Source organism: Ketogulonicigenium robustum, from assembly GCF_002117445.1.
Taxonomy (GTDB): Bacteria; Pseudomonadota; Alphaproteobacteria; order Rhodobacterales; family Rhodobacteraceae; genus Ketogulonicigenium; species Ketogulonicigenium robustum.
This window is the reverse complement of sequence record NZ_CP019937.1, coordinates 1,111,862-1,126,287: the sequence shown is the minus strand read 5'-3', so window position 1 is coordinate 1,126,287 and position 14,426 is coordinate 1,111,862. Positions and strand designations below refer to the sequence as shown.

General features: G+C 61.8%; 13 protein-coding genes and 1 pseudogene. 7 read left to right on the top strand and 7 right to left on the bottom strand.

The annotated features are described in order from the left end of the window. Nucleotides 1-19: 19 nt before the first annotated feature. The 5 genes from BVG79_RS05785 to BVG79_RS05765 all read right to left on the bottom strand — a co-directional run bounded on the left by BVG79_RS05785 (nucleotide 20) and on the right by BVG79_RS05765 (nucleotide 5,862). Nucleotides 20-1,198 carry an MFS transporter gene (locus BVG79_RS05785; RefSeq protein ID WP_236951434.1) on the bottom strand — a complete coding sequence of 393 codons (1,179 nt, stop codon included), beginning with the start codon at nucleotides 1,196-1,198 and terminating at the stop codon, nucleotides 20-22. A gap of 37 nt (nucleotides 1,199-1,235) precedes the next feature. Then, nucleotides 1,236-1,895, bottom strand: coding sequence for a DsbA family oxidoreductase (locus BVG79_RS05780; RefSeq protein ID WP_085786048.1), 660 nt, complete (start codon nucleotides 1,893-1,895; stop codon nucleotides 1,236-1,238). Between the two features lie 83 nt (nucleotides 1,896-1,978). After that, nucleotides 1,979-3,793, bottom strand: a complete 1,815-nt coding sequence (locus BVG79_RS05775; protein ID WP_085786047.1) for an extracellular solute-binding protein — start codon at nucleotides 3,791-3,793, stop codon at nucleotides 1,979-1,981. A 270-nt stretch (nucleotides 3,794-4,063) separates the two neighbouring features. Further along, the gene (locus BVG79_RS05770) at nucleotides 4,064-4,972 is read right to left on the bottom strand and encodes a pseudouridine-5'-phosphate glycosidase (protein WP_198167898.1); all 909 of its coding nucleotides are present in this window, start codon (nucleotides 4,970-4,972) and stop codon (nucleotides 4,064-4,066) included. Further along, complete coding sequence (locus BVG79_RS05765; protein ID WP_085786045.1) at nucleotides 4,969-5,862, bottom strand: PfkB family carbohydrate kinase; 894 nt, start codon at nucleotides 5,860-5,862, stop codon at nucleotides 4,969-4,971. Before BVG79_RS05765 ends, BVG79_RS05770 begins: the two co-directional genes overlap by 4 nt. Before the next feature lie 186 nt (nucleotides 5,863-6,048). On the opposite strand from BVG79_RS05765, the gene rpsB reads away from it, so the two are divergent. The 4 genes and pseudogenes from rpsB (at nucleotide 6,049) to BVG79_RS13895 (ending at nucleotide 9,600) form a co-directional block, all read left to right on the top strand. Then, entirely contained in the window at nucleotides 6,049-6,834 is a 786-nt protein-coding gene (gene rpsB / locus BVG79_RS05760; RefSeq protein ID WP_085786044.1) for a 30S ribosomal protein S2, read from the top strand. 72 nt (nucleotides 6,835-6,906) lie between these two features. After that, nucleotides 6,907-7,815 (top strand): translation elongation factor Ts, encoded by a 909-nt coding sequence (gene tsf, locus BVG79_RS05755; protein ID WP_085787275.1) that lies wholly within the window; start codon nucleotides 6,907-6,909, stop codon nucleotides 7,813-7,815. 522 nt (nucleotides 7,816-8,337) lie between these two features. Continuing rightward, a complete protein-coding gene (locus BVG79_RS13900; protein WP_085786043.1) occupies nucleotides 8,338-8,904 on the top strand; it encodes an iron chelate uptake ABC transporter family permease subunit in 567 nt (188 codons plus the stop codon). Next, a pseudogene (locus BVG79_RS13895) lies at nucleotides 8,904-9,600 on the top strand (ABC transporter ATP-binding protein). Before BVG79_RS13900 ends, BVG79_RS13895 begins: the two are co-directional and overlap by 1 nt. Nucleotides 9,601-9,625: 25 nt before the next feature. Here BVG79_RS13895 and BVG79_RS05740 read toward each other — a convergent pair. After that, nucleotides 9,626-10,561, bottom strand: coding sequence for a DMT family transporter (locus BVG79_RS05740; RefSeq protein WP_085787274.1), 936 nt, complete (start codon nucleotides 10,559-10,561; stop codon nucleotides 9,626-9,628). A gap of 121 nt (nucleotides 10,562-10,682) precedes the next feature. Between BVG79_RS05740 and BVG79_RS05735 the strand changes: the two genes are divergently transcribed. The 3 genes from BVG79_RS05735 to BVG79_RS05725 are packed head-to-tail and all read left to right on the top strand — an operon-like array spanning nucleotide 10,683 to nucleotide 12,894. Then, nucleotides 10,683-11,171, top strand: a complete 489-nt coding sequence (locus tag BVG79_RS05735; RefSeq protein ID WP_085786042.1) for an Lrp/AsnC family transcriptional regulator — start codon at nucleotides 10,683-10,685, stop codon at nucleotides 11,169-11,171. A gap of 57 nt (nucleotides 11,172-11,228) precedes the next feature. Next, nucleotides 11,229-12,179, top strand: coding sequence for an ROK family protein (locus tag BVG79_RS05730; protein WP_085787273.1), 951 nt, complete (start codon nucleotides 11,229-11,231; stop codon nucleotides 12,177-12,179). Between the two features lie 4 nt (nucleotides 12,180-12,183). Further along, complete coding sequence (locus BVG79_RS05725) at nucleotides 12,184-12,894, top strand: copper homeostasis protein CutC (protein ID WP_085786041.1); 711 nt, start codon at nucleotides 12,184-12,186, stop codon at nucleotides 12,892-12,894. 27 nt (nucleotides 12,895-12,921) lie between these two features. Here BVG79_RS05725 and BVG79_RS05720 read toward each other — a convergent pair whose 3' ends face one another. Then, entirely contained in the window at nucleotides 12,922-14,418 is a 1,497-nt protein-coding gene (locus tag BVG79_RS05720; RefSeq protein ID WP_085786040.1) for a CoA-acylating methylmalonate-semialdehyde dehydrogenase, read from the bottom strand. Between the last annotated feature and the right edge of the window lie 8 nt (nucleotides 14,419-14,426).

The window sequence follows — 14,426 nt, the reverse complement described above, 5'->3', positions numbered from 1 at the left end:
GGCCTTGCGGCCCCTTTTCTTATAGCACTTTGTTCGGAAGCCCGCGCGCGAGGAAGAGCGAGAGACTGGCGATAACCACCACCGCGATGGCCACCGGTTCGGGCCTGTCGGTGATCGTTTGGCCGATTGCGGTTGCGATCAGCGTGCCGCCGATGGTGCCTGCCGCGGCCAAGACCGATGCGGCAAGGCCGGCGATATGGCCCATCGGCATCATGGCGACGGTGTTGAGGTTGCCCATCGTCAGCGCGCCTTGGGCGAAGATCGAGGCTGTCCAGATGAAGAAGAAAACGAATTCGACTTCTTGCGGCAAGTGCAGCGTGCGGATCAGCAGATAGAGCAGCGAGATGGCGACCTGCACCGACAGCGTTGTCATGATGATATTGCGCACGGCAAACCGCATGACGATGCGTGCGTTCAGCAGACTGAAGCCCATTGCAATGACGGCGCTGAGGCCAAACCACAGCGGGAAGGCGTTGGTGACGCCGTAGACCCGATGGTAAAGCGGCTCGGCCGTGGAGAGCAGCGTGAACATCGTGCCGAAGAACAGCGCTTGGATGATCAGCGACAGGCGCACGATAGGGTGGGCGAAGACCTCTTTCACGCCGGCCCAGATGACGGTGCCTTTGATGGGGCGGCGTTCGGGGAGCGGCAGGGTTTCGGGTTGGCGCAGGCTGACCCAGACGCCCGCGATCAGTGCGAAAAGGACGAAAGATAGGAACACCGTGCGCCAGCCATCGGCATGGGCCAGCAGCGCGCCGATAGAGGGCGCGAGTGCGGGCACGAGGCTGAAGACCGTCATCACGAACGACATGATGCGGGCCATTTCGCGGCCCGAGTAGATGTCGCGGATCATGGCGATAGTGACGATGCGCGGGGCCGCGCCGCCCATGCCTGCGATGAACCGGCCGATCAGCATGGGCACGATGGACTGCGACGACCACGAGATCACCGCCCCGATGGCATAGATGGCAAGGCCGCTAAGGATGACCGCTTTGCGGCCGAACCTGTCGGCCAGCACGCCGACGAACAGCGTCCCGCAACCGAGGCCGAGCGTAAAGGTGGTGATGACCAGCAGGCTGAGGTTCGGCCGTTCGGGGCTGAGTTCGAGGCCGATTTGCGAGATCTGCGGTAGCATCGAATCCATCGAGAAGGCGACGACGGCTGTCAGTAGGGCCATCAAAGCGACGAATTCGACCATTGATAGTGGATTTGTGGGGGTTCGGTGTTCCATGTGTTTAATGCAGCACAGCGTTTGCCGGAGGGTGGTCGCTGTCCGTAAGTTCCTTGATGACTGAGAGCCAGAGGGCAGGTGTTTGGGCGCCGGCGAGAACGTGGTGCTGGTCGACGATGAAGGTTGGGACGGCTTTGACACCCATTTTACGCGAATGAGCCTCGCGGGCGCGCAGATCGGCTGCATCGGCGGGGCCGGCCAGCAGGCGGCGGATCGCGAGGCCATCCATGCCGAGGGTTGTGGCGATCTGCACGAGGACATCGGTGTCGCCGATATCGGCACCGTCGCGGAAGTAGGCGGTTTGCAGGGCCTCGACCGCGTCGATCTGGTGCCCCTCGAGGCCGGCCCAGTGGATCAGGCGCAGCGCGTTCATGGGGTTCGGCAGGTGGGTGACCTTGTGCAGGTTCACCTCGCGCCCCAGTGCGGTGGCAGCGGCGGTGATTTCGGCGTCGTGTTTGGCCAGCCCCTCGCGCCCGCCGAGAGCGGGTTCGAGGATGGTGTGGCGCGGGGCCCCTGCGGGGTCGAGCTGGGCAAAACGCCGCAGCGGGTGCCATTCGATGACAAAGGGGTTTTCGTCAGCTTCGGCCAAGGCGGCCTGCAGCGCCACAAGAGCGATCATAGACCATGAATCGGTCGGGTCGCCGAGGATATCGAGCTTTATCATAGGGAAGTTCCGTCAGGGGTGCCGGTCTTGGTAGTCCCCTGACGGTATCAATGCAAGTTCACATTTCCTTGAACGTTGCGGTTTTAGGGGGCCGCGGACCACCAGACTTCGGGCATCCAGCCGGGCCAGTCGCCAAATATGGGGTGGTGTTCGGGATAGTGCAGCGTGGCGTCGTAAGCGATGCGCGAGACGTTCCATTGATAAAGCGGGATGACGTAGCGCCCCGCCGTCAGCAGTCGGTCGAGCGATTGGGCGGCGGCGATGAAGTCATCGTTGCTGTCGGCGGTCAGCAGTTGGTTGATCATGGCGTCGATCGCGGGGGATTTGACGCCCATCATGTTGCGCCCGCCGATGGTATCGGCGCCTTCCGAACCCCAATAAAGGTATTGTTCGTTGCCGGGGCTAAGCGTGAGGCCGCGGCGGAAGTAGGTCATGCCGAAGTCGTATTTATCGGTCCGCTCGCGGTATTGGGCGGGATCGACGCTGATGACATTTGCGGTGATGCCGAGGCGCGAGAGGGCTTGGGTGTAGATGTCGATGATCGATTTTACCTCGCCCGCGCTGGTTTCGACGACGATGTCGAAGGTGAACGCAGTGCCATCGGCGTTGCGCATGACGCCGTCGCTGCCGACGTTCCAACCCGCCTGCGCAAACATATCAAGCGCGCGGGTGATACCGGCGCGGTTGCGTTCCGAGCCGTCCGAGACAGGGAAGGTATACCCTTCGAGCGTGCCGGGGATGAGGGTGTCGGCAAAGGGGGCGAGCATTTCGGCGACGCGGCCGGTTGCCGTGCCCGGCGTCATGCCGAGGGGCGAGTTGCCGAAGTAGCTTTCGATGCGCGGCTGGGGCTGGCCGTTGACCGTTTCGTTGATGAATTCGAAGTTGAAGGCTTGGATCAGCGCCTCGCGCACGCGCCAGTCGGCGAATTGCGGCAGGCGGCTGTTCATCACAAGGCCGGTCATGCCGGTGGGGCGCTGGTGGGCAAGTTCGGCCAGCACTACCTCGCCCGAGCGGGTGCGGGGGAAGTCATATTGGGTTTGCCAGCGCAGCACGTTGGTTTCGCGGGTGAAGTTGACTTGGCCGATCTTGAAGGCCTCGAACGCGGCGGTTTCGTTGCCGAAGAAGTCGAAGCGGACTTCGTCAAGGTTCATGGTGCCGCGCCGGAAGGGAATGTCGGCGCCCCAATAATCGGGGTTGCGGCGCAGCGAGACGTAGCGGCCGGTCTCAAAGCGGTCGACGACGTAGGGGCCGGATGTGACGGGCACCACGGTGATGCCGTCGTTATTGGCAAAATCAAGGCCGTCCCACTGCGATTTCTTCAGAATAGGGCGCAGCGCGGCCAGCAGGGGCAGTTCGCGGTCGATGGTGTTGAAGGTGATGCGGACGCCGCGTTCGCCCACGGGCGCAATTTCGGCCACTTTCGACCAGAAGGTGGAATAGCGCGGGTGGCCTTCAGTGCCGAGGGTTTCGAACGACCAGATCACATCTTCAACCGTGACGGGGCTGCCGTCGGAAAAGCGCGCGGCGGGGTTCAGCGTGAATTCGACCCAAGAGCGGTCGGGCGCGGTTTCGACGCTTTCGGCCAGCAGCCCGTAAAGGGTGAAGGGTTCATCAAGCGAGCGGCCCATCAGGCTTTCGCCGGTGAGGTAGGACAGTTGCCACGGCACGCTGCCTTTGAGGACATAGGGGTTCAGGCTGTCGAAGGCCCCGACCTCGGCTGTGACGACGCGGCCGCCGGTGGGGGCGTCGGGGTTGGCATAGGGCAGGTGGTCGAAGTCGGCGGGCAGGGCGGGTTCGCCATACATGGCCAAGCCATAGGACGGCTCGGCCAAAAGCGCGCTTGGGCTGCTGGCAAGGGCGAAAAGGGCCCCTGCAAAACTATATCGAAGGATTCTCATCTGCTGGGCCCCGGTTGTTTTCGCCAGATTAGCCGCTGAGGTGAGGCATTTCAAACTTTTAGCTGGAATCGTATGCGGAAAGCGATTAAAGATAAGTCACTGCTCGATAGGTTTCTTGCCTGTATGAAACCTGCCTCAAAGACTTAGCGCCGGCCTTGTGCCGGCGTTTTTTTCTTTAATTCGTTGAGGTTTGCGGGTATTTTCCCGAACTTTTTCGGCCGGATTCGGGCGAGTCGGACTTGGCCGACCCGCCCTAGAATCAAGCTGTTATCAGGCCATTGCGGCTGCGATTCGGGCAGCCAAGCGGGCGTTATTCAGCACCAAAGCGATGTTTGCCGTCAGCGATGCACCGTCTGTCAGTTCGAACAAACGCTGCAGAAGGAAGGGCGTGACGGCTTTGGCCGCGACATTGCCGCTGTCCACCTCGGCCAATGCGGCGGCGATGTGGGGGGCAAGGATGTCGGCGGTGATTTCGGCGTCAAGCGGGATCGGGTTGGCGATCAGCTGGCCGCCCGGCAGGCCCATGGCGGCGCGCATGGCGGCAGCTTTGGCGATGTCGGCGGGGTCATCCATGCGCAGGGGGGCTTTGATGCCGCTGTCGCGCGACCAGAAGGCGGGCAGGTTGTCTTGGCCGTAAGCGATGACCGGCACACCCAAGGTTTCCAGATATTCGAAGGTCTTGGGCAGATCGAGGATCGCCTTGGCGCCAGCGCAGACGACGGTGACGGGCGTTTGGCCCAGCTCGGGCAGGTCGGCCGAGATGTCGAAGCTGGTTTCGGCCCCGCGGTGCACGCCGCCGACGCCGCCGGTGGCGAAGACTTTGATACCGGCCAGATGCGCGGCGATCATCGTGGCGGCGACGGTGGTGGCACCGTTACGCCCTTGGGCGATGCAGACGGGCATGTCGGCGCGGCTGACCTTCATCACGTCTTTCATCTGGCCCAGTTGGTCCAGCTCGGCATCGGTTAGGCCAATATGCAGCGTGCCGCCCAAGATGGCGATGGTTGCGGGGGTTGCGCCTTGGCTGCGCACCTCGGCCTCGACCAGGCGGGCGGTTTCCACGTTCTGCGGAAACGGCATGCCGTGGGTGATGATGGTGGATTCCAGCGCGACGATGGGCTTGCCTGCGGCGCGGGCGGCTTCAACCTCGGGGGCGAAAACCATGGGAAGTGTCGTCATAGGGGTGTATCTCCCGAAACGTATGTAGCGGCGGCTTTCGAAGCACGGGCAAGGGCGCTGGCCCTGTCCATTCCGGCGCGTTCGGACACGATATGCGCCGCCATGAATGTATCACCTGCACCAGTCACGCGCGTAACTAGCACCGAAGGCGGGCAATGGGTGATAACATCACCGTCAAACCCGTCCGCCGCTGCACGCCCGCCGTCTGTCACCAGAACATGCCTAACGCCGCGTTGCATCAGCCCCAAAGCGGCCGAGCTACTGTCGGAGAACTCGCATTGGCACAAAAGCCCGGCCTCTTCAAGGTTGACATAGAGGGTGACGCGAGGGTGGCCGATCAGCGCCAGCAAGCGTTCAGCTTTGCCCGGGCTGGCGGGGGCGACGCGAAGGTCCGCGTTCCTGAACAGGGGCGAATGGGCGATGGTGTGCAGCAGGTCGACTGTCAGGTTCCCGTCAAGGGCGACGGGGCCCGTCCACGGCGCGGTATCGCGGCCCAGACGGCCATCTTCTAGCGGGCGCAGGATCTTGGCCCCGGCGGCCTCCAGCGAGTGGGCATCGGCCACGGCGGCGATCAGGCCATTCGCGCCCTCGATCGCCATGTAGCGGTCGGTTGGCAGGTCGTCGGACCGGTAGGCATAGCGGGTGATAATGCCAAAGGCCGCAGCCTCGGCCAACAGGCTGTCGCCTTCGGGGTCGCGGCCGGTGGCGCATAGCACCGCCGGATTAAGGCCGAAACGAGCCAGTGTCATAGCGATATTCATCGCCACGCCGCCCGGCAGGCGTGTGATCCGTCCGGGCACATCCGCACCCAGACGCATGTGACTTGCGCTGCGCCCGATGATGTCCCAAAGCACGGCGCCGATGCAAAGGATGTCTGCTGTCTTTTCCATGGCTATCTGATGCCGTGCCTGTGATGAAACCGCAAGTGGGGCTATGGACATCGTGATGGCGATGGACTAAAGGGGCGGCACTTCACAGGCGAAGGCGGGTCTATGCGGGGAGAAATCCTGCAAGGTCCACCGGTTGGGGGCGACCCTGAACCCTTCGCCAAGGCCATAAACCGGAAAGGAAAGAACATGGCTCTTCCCGAGTTCACCATTCGCCAGCTGCTGGAAGCAGGCGTTCACTTTGGTCACCAAACCTCGCGCTGGAACCCGCGCATGGGCGAATACATCTATGGTTCGCGCAACGGGATCCACATTCTGGACCTGACCCAGACCGTTCCGATGCTGGACAAAGCCCTGCAAGTCGTGCGCGACACCGTTGCACGTGGCGGCCGCGTTCTGTTCGTCGGCACCAAGCGTCAGGCTCAATCGGCTATCGCCGATGCTGCTGAAAAGTCGGCACAATACTACATCAACCACCGTTGGTTGGGCGGCACGCTGACCAACTGGCAGACCATCAGCCAGCGCATCCAAGCCCTGAAGCAGATCGACGAATACTCGGATCGTGGCTTCGAAGGCCTGACCAAGAAAGAGCGTCTGGGTCTGGAGCGCGAGCAGGCTAAACTGCAAGCCTCGCTGGGTGGTATCCGCGAAATGGGCGGCGTTCCCGATCTGCTGTTCATCATCGACGTGAACAAAGAATCGCTGGCCATCAAAGAAGCCAACAAGCTGGGCATTCCGGTTGTCGCCGTTGTCGACACCAACTGCTCGCCCGAAGGCGTCGATTATGTGATCCCGGGTAACGACGACGCGGCCCGCGCGATTGCACTTTACACCGATCTGGTTGCCCGTGCGGCTCTGGACGGCATGGACGCTCAACTGGGTGCTGCAGGTGTTGACCTGGGCGCGATGGAAGAGCTGGCCGAAGCTGCTTTGGCTGAAGAAGCCGCTGCCGCTGCCGCTGCAGAAGAAGCTTAAGGCTTTCGTGAAACTGTCGGGCAGGGGTGCTAACCTGCCCGAACACCACACACCCCTTTGATGGAGATGACCATGTCGATCACCGCTGCTATGGTTAAAGAACTGCGCGAACTGTCCGGCGCAGGCATGATGGACGCCAAAAAGGCGCTTGTCGAAACCGAAGGCAACATGGAAGCTGCTATCGACTGGCTGCGCACCAAGGGCCTTGCGAAGGCTGCCAAGAAGGCTGACCGCGTTGCGGCCGAAGGTCTGGTTGGCGTTGCCGTTTCGGGCGGCCGCGGCGTTGCAGTCGAGATCAACTCGGAAACCGACTTCGTCGGCAAGAACGTTGATTTCCAAAATCTGGCCCGCGAGATCACCAAGATCGCGCTGGAAACCGGCGACACCATTGAAGTTGTCAAGGCTGCTGACCTGAACGGCCAGACCGTTGAGGAAGCCCTGACCGACGCAATCGCCCGTATCGGCGAAAACCTGAACCTGCGCCGCATGCACGTTCTGGAAGGTTCGACCATCGTGTCGTACGTCCACAACGCCGCTGGCGAAGGCCTGGGCCGCATTGGCGTGCTGGTCGCGCTGAATGGTCCCGAGGACAAGGCACAAGAAATCGGCAAGCAGTTCGCAATGCACATCGCTGCAACCGCGCCGCTGTCGCTGTCGGAAGCCACCCTTGATCCGGTTCTGGTCGAGCGCGAGCTGGCTGTGCAAACCGCAAAGGCTTTGGAAGAGAATTCCTCGTCCGACAAGCCCAAGCCCGAGCAAGTCATCCACAACAACATCATCCCGGGCCGCATGAAGAAGTTCCTGGCAGAAAACACGCTGCTGGGCCAAGCTTTCGTCATCAACCCCGACCTGACTGTTGAGCAAGCTGCCAAAGACGCTGGCGTCGAGATCACCGGTTACGCTCGCGTAGCCGTTGGCGAAGGCATCGAGAAAGTCGAAGAAGATTTCGCTGCAGAAGTCGCCAAGACCCTGCAAGGCTAATCTGGCCATAATGGAAAGCCGCATGTGTTTGCATGCGGCTTTTTTCTTATATATTACATAATATTGATTATGCGTTATTGATGGTTCCGATACAGGAGCATATTGTTGGTGCCCCTGCAGCGCCGTTTACTTGAAATGTAGGCTTTGCCCATTTTGGCAACCATTGGTTGGCCACATAAATGCCATTGGATTTTTGGTCTGACAAATCTTGTTGTTTTGTAAACGCTTGCGCGGAAATCCTCATCTTCTGCGATTCCGCCATACGAGCTGATCACGAAGCCTGCCCCCCTCAGCTGACATGATTGACGCATCGAGAACATTTCAGCACCGGTCTAGACATCGGCCAGCAAGCTATACTAACTTTGTCAACAAATGGCCCGACATCCTATGTCAGCATCGCCTTCAATGCCAGCCCGCCCCGCACGTTGTGGCGTATGATCGGGCTGGAGGTCATGAGCGTCGCGCTGGTCTGGTTGGTGTTGCTAAGCATTGCGGTTGGCGCGCGCCCGATTGCGTTGGCAGATGTATGGGCGGCACTGGTGCTTCAACGCTTATCTGATCAGCTGCGCCCCGCTGGAGGATGCCCAAGCCGCGCGGATTTGGCTGCATGGAAGCCTTAATGGTGTCAGTTGGCCGCAAGTTTTGCCAATGGTCGGGTGGTTTGCAGTTTGCGCCTCGCTGGCACTGCTGTGGGCGCCGAAGTTGAAGTTGTTGGAACTGGGGCGCGTTAGCGCGGCCAGTTTGGGGCTGAACCCGCAGCGGGCGGCGTTGCAGTTGATCGGCGTGTCGATCTGCCTGGCGGCGGCGGCGATTTCTGCGGGCGGGCCGATTGACTCCATCGCCTTGGCCGCCCCCCTGTTGGCGCAAAGGTTGGCGAGATCGGCGGGTATCAATCTGGGTTGCACCGCTCCGTCTGGGTTGCACCGTAGCGATTGGGGCCGCGTTACTGCTGGCCGCCGATTTTGTCGCGCAGCGGCTGCTGGCGCCGTTTCAAATTCCTGTGGGGTTGATCACAGGGGCAATGGGGCGGCGCTTGTCTTTTGTTTATTCTGGCGCGTGCGTGGCGCGGGAACTGAGGCGACGGTCTGATGGCGATGAAACCCCCCGAAATGCGGCTATACGCCCGCAACCTGACGAAGGGGTATTACCGCAATACGGTGTCGTCCGGCTTGGATGTCAATATTCCCGATGGTGCATTTACGGTGATCATCGGGCCAAATGCGTGTGGGAAATCGACGCTTCTACGCTCGCTCGCGCGCCTGAGCCCGCCCAAAAGTGACGCGGTCTATCTGGATGGCAAGGCGATTCACACGCACCCGGAAAAAGAGGTCGCGAAACGGCTGGGCCTGCTGCCGCAAATCGCCACCGCCCCTGAAGGGATGACGGTGTGCGACCTTGTCGCCCGCTGTCGATTCTGCCTGCACCCGCGCGATGGAAGCGACCGGCATCAGCGATCTGGCTGGGCGCGAGATCTGCCACTTGTCAGGTGGACAGCGGCAGCGCGTCTGGATTGCGATGACCTTGGCGCAAGAAACGCCCCTGCTGCTGCTGGACGAGCCGACGACATTTCTGGACATCGCCCACCAGATCGAGCTGTCGCCTGAACCGCCACGAGGGGCGCACCTTGGTCGCCGTTTTGCACGACATCATTCAAGCTGCCGCTATAGCGACCACATTATCGCAATGAAAGATGGCGCGATCATCACAACCTGCACCCCCCAACAAGTGGTCACCGAGGATGTGGTGTGTCAGGTTTTCGGTATCGGCTGTATGGTCTTCGACTGAGTGGAACGCCTATGATTGTCGCCCGTTAGCGCCCCTTGCGCGCGGCGCGTGCCGACAGCGCCATGCCCGCGATCACCAGCGCCAAGCCCAGCAGGAACAGCGGCGACAGGTGGTTGCCGAGCAGCAGAACCGAGGCTGTAATGCCGATCATCGGCACGCCTAGCGTCACGTTCGCCATCGCGAAAGGCGTGATGCGGCGGCCATATTCGGACGAGATGACAAAGCAGGCCGACGTCGCCACGGGGCCGATAAACAGCAGCAGTTGCAGCAATTGCGGCGTTATGGCGATTGATGTCGGCGCGCCTTCCGTCACAAAAGCCAGTGTCGCCAGTGGGATCGTCGCCAGCGTCATTTGCCACGGTGCCAGTTGCAGGGGTGTCGCCTGCCACCGGTGGCGGCGGACGTGCAGGATGACGACCGACCACGAAATCGCCCCGCCAATCAGCAACAGCGCCCCGCGCAGCACGCCGGGGGCGCGCCAGTCCATCTCGAACGGGGAAATGATGACGAGCACGCCCGCCAACCCGACGGCCAGCGCGGTAAACTGCGCGCGTGTGGGGGCCTGTTTATACATCAGCCAGCCCATCAACACGGCCCAAAGCGGGGTGGTATAGGCCAGCAAGACCGAGTGGCTCGTCTCGGTTGTTGTCATGGCGATCATGCCCATGCCGGTGAAAGCCGTCATTTGCAGCAGGCCGATGCTGATGACGATGGGCCAATCCTGTCGCGGCGGGAATCGCAGCCCGCCCCGCACCGCGACGAAACCGAACAGGCACAGCGCCGCACTGCCAAAGCGAATGGCCGCCAGCCACAGTGGCGGCACGCTGTGCAGTGCAATCTGGGTTGCGGGCCAGCTGAGGCCCCACAGCACTACCATCAGTCCCAGCCAAAACGCGGTGTGCAGGCCGCGGGGTACGGCCAGTTTTGCGGGGGTAAAGGGGATGTTTTGTGCGTCGCTCATCGTCTCGCCTTCTCTTTCGCGCATCATTGCGCGGCGCAGGGGAAAAAGGCGGTCTAATACTGTCGATGTTTCGATTGATTTAGGTATATTGTGCCCAAGATGGATAATTATGAGGTTAACTATGCCCGACCCTCGCAGTATTCTGGACGAAGGCAGTCTGCGGATACTGGATCTCCTGCAGAACAATTCCGAGCTGAGCAATGCCGAACTGGCCGAGAAGGTCGGCCTTTCCGCATCGCCCTGCTGGCGGCGCGTGGCCGACATGCGCGAGCGTGGCGTGATCCGCAAGGCCGTGACGCTGGTGGATCCCTTGGCGTTGGGGCTGGCCGTCAACGTTTTCGTGCACGTCACGCTGAAGCAGCAAGATAAAGACTCGCTTAAAGTCTTTACCGACGCGATCGCCCGCCGCCCCGAGGTGATGGAGTGCTATTTAATGACCGGCGAGGCAGATTTCATGCTGCGCGTCGTTGTTGAAAATTTGATACGCTATCAAGAACTTATGCTCGAGTGCTTTACCTTGATCCCCGGGGTTGCCAATATCCGGTCAAGTTTTGCGCTGGATCAGGTCAAGTATACCACCGCCCTACCCACCGGACACTTGCACCGGTAGCGGGCGCTGCCGTATGCGGGGGTGTAGCGCAGCGCAATGAACCCTTTGGACGACAAGATGACCGCAGACATACAAGATCGCCCGCCTATCGCGTGGTGCGCCGATATCGGTGGCAGTTTTATCAAATTCGGGCGCATTTTTGCCGCGGGCGATGTGGCCGTTGACGCGCAGGTGCCAACGCCTGTGGCGGTGTGGGACGATTTCGTCGCAGCACTGGCGCAGTTGACCGCAGGCGGTGCAGCGGGCTTGCCGTTGGCGATTTCGGTGGCCGGTCTTTATGATGCCGCCAGCGGGCAGATTGCCGCGGCGAACATCCCCTGTTTTGCGGGTCATGATGTGCCGGGCGAGCTATCAGCCGCGCTGCAACGCCCTGTTTTGATTGCCAATGACGCCGATAGTTTCGCACTGGCCGAGGCCGTCGTTGGCGCTGGCCGTGGCCACAAGGTTGTCTTCGGGGCGATTTTGGGCACCGGCGTTGGCGGCGGCTTGGTGATTGATGGCAAGCTACTGCAAGGCCTGCACGGTATCGCAGGCGAATGGGGCCATGGGCCGATCCTTCCGCAGGTCGTCAAGGTCGACGGCGTTGACACGGCTGTGCCGCAATTTGACTGCGGTTGCGGGTTGCATGGTTGCCTCGACCCCATCGGCAGCGCGCGCGGTATTGAGAGATTACATCAACATTATCATGGCAAGGCACTGACTAGCTTTGAAATTCTCGACGCATGGGAGGCGGGTGATGCCGATGCCGCGCGCACCGTCGGTGTTTGGGCGCAGGTGCTAGGCGGGCCGCTGGCGTTCGTGATGAACGCGCTGGGTGCATCGATCGTGCCGGTAGGCGGCGGGCTGGCCAACCGCCCCACGCTGCTGGCCGCACTGGACGACGTCGTGCGGCAGGGCACGCTGAACCGCTTTGCCGCGCCAGTTGTGGTGCAAGCGCAGCACCGCAGCGACGCGGGGCTGATTGGGGTATCGGTGCTAGCGGTGCAGCATTTGGCCGTGACGGGCTGACATCATGGCGCTGCTGGAAATATGTGTCGATGACCCCGCGGGGCTTGCTGTTGCTGCCGCTGCCGGTGCCGACCGGATCGAGCTGTGCGCCGCGCTGTCGGTGGGTGGCTTGACGCCCACGGCGGGGCTGATGCATGCGGCCGCGCAGCTGACCTGCCCGACTTACGCGATGATCCGTCCGCGTGCGGGTGATTTTGTCTTCGACGCGCAGGACGTGGCAGTGATGGAGGCTGACATCGATGCGGCCCGTGACGCTGGCTTGGCCGGTGTTGTGTTGGGCGCAAGCCTGCCTGACGGGCGTTTGGATCGCGCTGTTTTGGCGCGTTTGGTCGCCCGCGCTGCGGGCATGGGGCTGACGCTGCACCGCGCTTTTGATTTGGTGCCGGACTTTGACGAAGCAATCGATGTCGCTGTGGCGCTGGGGTTTGAACGGATTCTAACCTCGGGCGGCACGCGCAGCGCAGCGGCAGGGCTGGGTGCGCTGGCGGCGATACAGGCCGCAGCAAGGGGGCGGATCTCGATCATGCCGGGCAGTGGTGTGACGGCGGATAATGTCGGCGCGCTACTGGCGCTGGGGTTCACAGAAGTGCATGCCTCGGGCGGGCAAGCCTTGCCCGCGCCGACGGGCAAGGTGCTGGATCTGGGTTTTGACAGCCCTGCGCGGCGCGGCACATCATTTGATGCGATACAAAAACTACGCGCTGCAATAAAATGAAAAGGCGGGGATTATCCCCGCCTTTTATTATTTCATCGTCGGCATCTGGAACTCGGCACCGTCTTTGATGCCGCTGGGCCAGCGGGCCGTCACAGTCTTGGTGCGTGTCCAGAACTTGATCGCGTCGGTGCCGTGTTGGTTTAGGTCGCCAAAGGCGCTGGCCTTCCAGCCGCCAAAGCTGTGATAGGCCAGCGGCACGGGCACCGGCACGTTCACACCGACCATGCCAACGTTTACACGCGCGGCGAAATCACGCGCGGCATCGCCGTCACGGGTGAAGATCGCGGTGCCGTTGCCGTAGGGATTGTCGATCACCAGTTGCAGCGCGTCGTCATAGGTCGTGGCGCGCACGACGCTGAGGACGGGGCCGAAGATTTCCTCTTTATAAATGTCCATCGCGGGGGTGACGCGATCGAACAGCGTCGGGCCGACGAAATAGCCGTTTTCATAGCCTTGCAGGCTGAAATCGCGCCCATCGACGACCAATTCTGCGCCCTGATCGACGCCGCTGGTGATTAAATCCTTGATCTTGTCTTGGCTGGCCTTGGTGATAACCGGCCCCATTTCGGAGGCAGCATCGGTAGCGGGGCCGACCTTCAGTTTATCGATACGCGGCTTCAGCGCGGCGACAATGCGGTCGGCTGTCCCCTCGCCCACGGGAACGGCGACCGAAACGGCCATGCACCGCTCGCCCGCCGAGCCGAAGCCAGCGCCCATCAGCGCATCGGCGGCTTTGTCCATATCGGCGTCGGGCAGGATGACCATGTGGTTTTTGGCGCCGCCAAAGGCTTGCACGCGCTTGCCCTCGGCCGCGGCGCGACCATAGACGTAGCGGGCAATAGGGGTCGAGCCGACGAAGCTGACCGCGCCGATCTGCGGGTTGTCCAGAATACCGTCGACAACCTCTTTCCCGCCTTGGATGACGTTGAGGATGCCTTTGGGCAGGCCAGCTTCGATCGCAAGTTCGGCCAGACGGACGGGAACCGACGGGTCACGCTCGGACGGTTTCAGGATGAAGGCGTTGCCCGCGGCGATTGCGGGCGATAGCATCCACAGTGGGATCATCGCGGGGAAATTGAAGGGCGTGATCCCTGCCCCGATGCCGACAGGTTGGCGCATGGAATACATGTCAATCCCTGGGCCCGCGCCATCGGTGAATTCGCCCTTGAGGAGATGAGGCGCGCCCGCGACAAATTCGGCCACTTCCAGCCCGCGCTGGATGTCGCCTTTGGAATCCTCAACCGTTTTGCCGTGTTCCAGCGACAACAGCTCGGCCAGTTCGTCCATGTGCTGGTTGATCAGTGCGACATAGCGGAAGAATACGCGGGCGCGGCGCTGCGGGTTGGTCGCGGCCCATTTGGGCTGTGCGGCGGCAGCCGATGCGACGGCAGCGGCCAGATCGGCGGGCGTGGCCAGCGCGACGCGGGCCTGCACTTCGCCGGTTGCGGGGTTGAAAACGTCTTGAAAAACGGTGCTATCGCCCGTGGTTTCGACGCCGTCGATAAAATGCCCGATGGTGCGCATGGGATCCT

What these genes read in the sequence shown, in the direction of transcription:
- BVG79_RS05785 (WP_236951434.1), bottom strand. Translation starts at nt 1,198, where the DNA reads ATGGTCGAATTCGTCGCTTTGATGGCCCTACTGACAGCCGTCGTCGCC.
- BVG79_RS05780 (WP_085786048.1), bottom strand. Translation starts at nt 1,895, where the DNA reads ATGATAAAGCTCGATATCCTCGGCGACCCGACCGATTCATGGTCTATG.
- BVG79_RS05775 (WP_085786047.1), bottom strand. Translation starts at nt 3,793, where the DNA reads ATGAGAATCCTTCGATATAGTTTTGCAGGGGCCCTTTTCGCCCTTGCC.
- BVG79_RS05770 (WP_198167898.1), bottom strand. Translation starts at nt 4,972, where the DNA reads ATGACGACACTTCCCATGGTTTTCGCCCCCGAGGTTGAAGCCGCCCGC.
- BVG79_RS05765 (WP_085786045.1), bottom strand. Translation starts at nt 5,862, where the DNA reads ATGGAAAAGACAGCAGACATCCTTTGCATCGGCGCCGTGCTTTGGGAC.
- rpsB (WP_085786044.1), top strand. Translation starts at nt 6,049, where the DNA reads ATGGCTCTTCCCGAGTTCACCATTCGCCAGCTGCTGGAAGCAGGCGTT.
- tsf (WP_085787275.1), top strand. Translation starts at nt 6,907, where the DNA reads ATGTCGATCACCGCTGCTATGGTTAAAGAACTGCGCGAACTGTCCGGC.
- BVG79_RS13900 (WP_085786043.1), top strand. Translation starts at nt 8,338, where the DNA reads ATGTATGGGCGGCACTGGTGCTTCAACGCTTATCTGATCAGCTGCGCC.
- BVG79_RS05740 (WP_085787274.1), bottom strand. Translation starts at nt 10,561, where the DNA reads ATGAGCGACGCACAAAACATCCCCTTTACCCCCGCAAAACTGGCCGTA.
- BVG79_RS05735 (WP_085786042.1), top strand. Translation starts at nt 10,683, where the DNA reads ATGCCCGACCCTCGCAGTATTCTGGACGAAGGCAGTCTGCGGATACTG.
- BVG79_RS05730 (WP_085787273.1), top strand. Translation starts at nt 11,229, where the DNA reads ATGACCGCAGACATACAAGATCGCCCGCCTATCGCGTGGTGCGCCGAT.
- BVG79_RS05725 (WP_085786041.1), top strand. Translation starts at nt 12,184, where the DNA reads ATGGCGCTGCTGGAAATATGTGTCGATGACCCCGCGGGGCTTGCTGTT.
- BVG79_RS05720 (WP_085786040.1), bottom strand. Translation starts at nt 14,418, where the DNA reads ATGCGCACCATCGGGCATTTTATCGACGGCGTCGAAACCACGGGCGAT.